This is a genomic window from Streptomyces sp. FH025, from assembly GCF_017427025.1.
Lineage (GTDB): Bacteria > Actinomycetota > Actinomycetes > Streptomycetales > Streptomycetaceae > Kitasatospora.
Genome location: NZ_JAFLNG010000737.1, coordinates 1 through 3658, shown reverse-complemented (window position 1 = coordinate 3658; position 3658 = coordinate 1). Strand labels below are relative to the sequence as shown.

General features: G+C 72.9%; 4 protein-coding genes. 1 reads left to right on the top strand and 3 read right to left on the bottom strand.

Going from position 1 to position 3658, the window contains the following annotated elements:
- On the top strand, positions 1-879 hold an 879-nt coding region (locus J0670_RS33005; RefSeq protein WP_207815832.1), incomplete at its 5' end, for a VWA domain-containing protein.
- Positions 880-884: 5 nt separating this feature from the next.
- Here the strand turns inward: J0670_RS33005 and J0670_RS33000 are convergent.
- The 3 genes from J0670_RS33000 to J0670_RS32990 form a co-directional block, all read right to left on the bottom strand.
- Complete coding sequence (locus tag J0670_RS33000) at positions 885-1853, bottom strand: alpha/beta fold hydrolase (RefSeq protein ID WP_207815828.1); 969 nt, start codon at positions 1851-1853, stop codon at positions 885-887.
- 91 nt (positions 1854-1944) lie between these two features.
- Entirely contained in the window at positions 1945-2931 is a 987-nt protein-coding gene (locus tag J0670_RS32995) for an alpha/beta fold hydrolase (RefSeq protein ID WP_243437868.1), read from the bottom strand.
- A gap of 116 nt (positions 2932-3047) precedes the next feature.
- On the bottom strand, positions 3048-3658 hold a 611-nt coding region (locus J0670_RS32990), incomplete at its 5' end, for an alpha/beta fold hydrolase (RefSeq protein ID WP_207815824.1).

Below are 3658 nucleotides of genomic sequence, written 5' to 3'. Positions count from 1 at the left end.
CTCGCCGACCGCGTCCTCGCCGACGAGATCCGCCGCCGCATCCAGGGCTTCCGCGCCCAGGTCACCGCCGAGGCCCGCCGCCGGGTCGCCGAACTGCGCGGCGCCGAGCGGATCGCCGAACGCGCCGTCGCCCCCACCGCCGACCGGATCGACTTCCTCGCCGCCGGTCGCGAGCAGCTCGCCGAACTGCGCCGCACCGTCCACCCGTTGGCCCGCAAGCTCGCCACCCGGCTGGCCGCCCGGCGCCGCCGCGCCGCCCGCGGAACGATCGACCTGCGCCGCACCCTGCGCCGCTCGCTCACCACCGGCGGAGTGCCACTGCGCCCCGCGTACCGGCTGCGCCGCCCGGCCCGGCCGGAGCTGGTCCTGCTGTGCGACGTGTCCGGCTCGGTGGCGGGCTTCGCCGACTTCACCATGCTGCTGGTGCGGGCGATGAGCGAACAGTTCAGCAAGGTCCGGGTGTTCGCCTTCGTCAACCGCACCGCCGAGGTCACCGGCCTGCTCCGCGAGGACGGCGTGGACCCGGCCCGGCTGGCCGCCCGGATCCTCACCGAGGCCAAGGTGACCGGCTACCACGGCAACAGCGACTACGGCTCGGCGCTCGGCGAGTTCGCCGAGCGCCACCTGGACGCCGTCGGCCCGCGCACCTGCGTGCTCGTCCTCGGCGACGCCCGCAACAACCACCGCGACCCGAACCTCGACGCCCTGCGCCGGATCGCCGGCCGGGCCCGGCGGGTCTTCTGGCTCAACCCCGAACAACCCGCACTCTGGCCGACCGGCGACTCCGCCGCCCTCGCCTACGCGGACGTCGTCGAGATGCACTCCTGCCGCAACGCCCGCCGCCTCGGCGAACTGATCGCCCGGCTACTGCCCGTCTAATCGCTTCAGTCGTCGAGGTGCTCCAGGAAGTCCAGCAGCGCCTCCGTCACCTCCGCCGGGCGCTCCTGCTGCGTCCAGTGCCCCGTCTCCGGCAGCCGGACGTGCCCGTACAGCTTGGGCAGCCGTCCCAACAGGTACGCCAGAATCTCCGGCGGGACGAGTGCGTTGACGAGGTCCTGCTCGCCCGCGACGTACAGCGCCGGCACCTCGACCGTCACCCCGGTGAAGGCGGCGAGCAGTTCGGCGTTGCGGTCCAGGTTGCGGTACCAGTTGAGCCCGCCGGTGAAGGCGCGTTCCCCGTGCGGGGCGTAGTCGGCCGCGAAGGCGTCGAGGTCCGCGTCGGTGAGCCAGTCCGGCAGCCGCTCGGGCTCCGGGACGGTGTCCAGCAGCTTCCCGCCCTCGGGGACGATCCACGGCCGGGGCCTGCCGTCGGGCTGCCTGCCGGACAGGATGCGCCGCAGGCTGGACTTGACGTCGGCGGCCAGCTCGGCGTCGGCCCGGCCGGGCTCCTGGAAGTAGACCTGGTAGAAGCCGTCACCGAAGGCCTCCCGGGCGGCCCGCAGCGGCGGCGGACCGCCCACCGGCAGCGGCGGCACGCTCAGCCCGGCCACCCCGCGCACCAGGTCCGGCCGCAGCGCCGCCGTGGCCCAGGCGACCGGCGCACCCCAGTCGTGCCCGACCACCACCGCCCGCTCCTCGCCCAACGCACCGATCAGCGCCGTGACGTCACCCACCAGGTGCAGCAGCGTGTACTGGTCCACGCTCTCCGGCTGCGAACTGCGCGCGTACCCCCGCTGGTCGGGGGCGACCACCCGGTACCCGGCCTCCGCGAGCGGCGCGAACTGGTGCCGCCACGAGTACCAACTCTCCGGAAAACCGTGCAGCAGCAGGACCAACGGCCCCTCACCCTGCTCCGCCACGTGCAGCCGCACGCCGTTCACCTCGACCTGGCCGTGCTTGATCGCGTCGCTCAACTCCCGCTCCACCTCCGTGTGATGAGCCCACCCGGCCCTCTTCAGGCTGAACGAAGCACGGGCCCCGGCGAGTTCCGGCCCCCAGGCCCCCTCAAGCCTGAACGGACTCCCCGTCGAGGTGCGTCAGGAAGTCGAGCAGCGCCTCCGTCACCTCCGCCGGGCGCTCCTGCTGCGTCCAGTGCCCCGTCTCCGGCAGCCGGACGTGCCGGTGCAGGTTGGGCGTCACGTGCTTCAGCAGGTGCTCCTGCTCCTCAGGCGAGATCATCGCGTTCACCAGGTCCTGTTCCCCGGTGACGTACAGCGCGGGCACCTCGATCGGCTTGCCGACGAGCGCCGCCATCAACTCGTTGTTCCGGTCGATGTTGCGGTACCAGTTGAGCCCGCCGGTGAAGGCCCGCTCGCCGTGCGGGGCGTAGTCGGCCGCGAAGGCCTCGACGTCCTCCTCGGTCAACCAGGCCGGCAGCCGCTCGGGCTCCGGAGCGATGTCCAACAGGCGGTGGCCCTCGGGGACGACCCACCGGCGCGGTTTGCCGTCCTCGGGGTGCGGGACGGCGAGGAAGCGGCGGAAGGTGCTCCTCAGGTCGGCCGCCAGTTCGGCGTCGGCCCGGCCGGGCTCCTGGAAGTAGATCTGGTAGAAGCCGTCCCCGAACTTCTCCCGGGACACCGCCAGCGGCGCCAGACCGGTCGTGGACGGCGGCACGCTCAGCCCGACCACCCCGCGCACCACGTCCGGCCGCAGCGCCGCCGTGGCCCAGGCCACCGGCGCACCCCAGTCGTGCCCGACCACCACCGCCCGCTCCTCACCCAACGCACCGATCAAGGCCGTCACATCGCCGACCAAGTGCAGCAGGCTGTACGCGTCCACGCTCTCCGGCTGCGAACTGCGCGCGTACCCCCGCTGATCCGGCGCCACCACCCGGAACCCGGCCTCCGCGAGCGGCGCGAACTGGTGCCGCCACGAGTACCAACTCTCCGGAAAACCGTGCAGCAGGAGAACCAGTGGCCCCTCACCCTGCTCCGCCAGGTGCAGCCGCACACCGTTCACCTCGACGTGGCTGTGCTTGATCGCGCCGCTCAAGTCCCGCTCCATCCTTTCGCATGGGGACCACCCGGCCCCCTGTCGACTCAACGCCCCACAGACTTCGGCGAATTCCGGCTTCCGGGAGCCCCGCCCGCATCAGGCGGGGCCACCCCTCAGGCCTGGACGGCCCCGCCCTCGACGTGCTTCAGGAAGTCCAGCAGCGCCTCCGTCACCTCCGCCGGGCGTTCCTGCTGCGTCCAGTGCCCCGTCTCCGGCAGCCGGACGTACCGGTGCAGGTTGGGCGTCATGTGCTTCAGCAGGTACTCCTGTGCCTCGCGCGTCACCATCGAGTTCACCAGGTCCTGCTCGCCGGTGACGTACAGCGCGGGCGCCTCGATGCGCAGGCCGGCGAAGGCCGCCATCAGCTCGTTGTTCCGGTCGATGTTGCGGTACCAGTTGAGCCCGCCGGTGAAGGCCCGCTCACCGTGCCCGGCGTAGTCGGCCGCGAAGGCCTCGATGTCCGCTTCGGTCAACCAGGCCGGCAGCCGCTCGGGCTCCGGGACGGAATCCAGCAGCGTCCCGCCCTCGGGGACGAGCCACGGGCGCGGCTCGCCGTCCTCGGGGTACAGGCCGCCGATGACGCGGCGGAAGGTGCTCCTCGGGTCGGCCGCCAGTTCGGCGTCGGCCCGGCCGGGCTCCTGGAAGTAGAGCTGGTAGAAGCCGTCCCCGAACTTCTCCCTGGAGGCCGCCAGCGGCCCGGGACCGGTCGTGGACGGCGGCACGC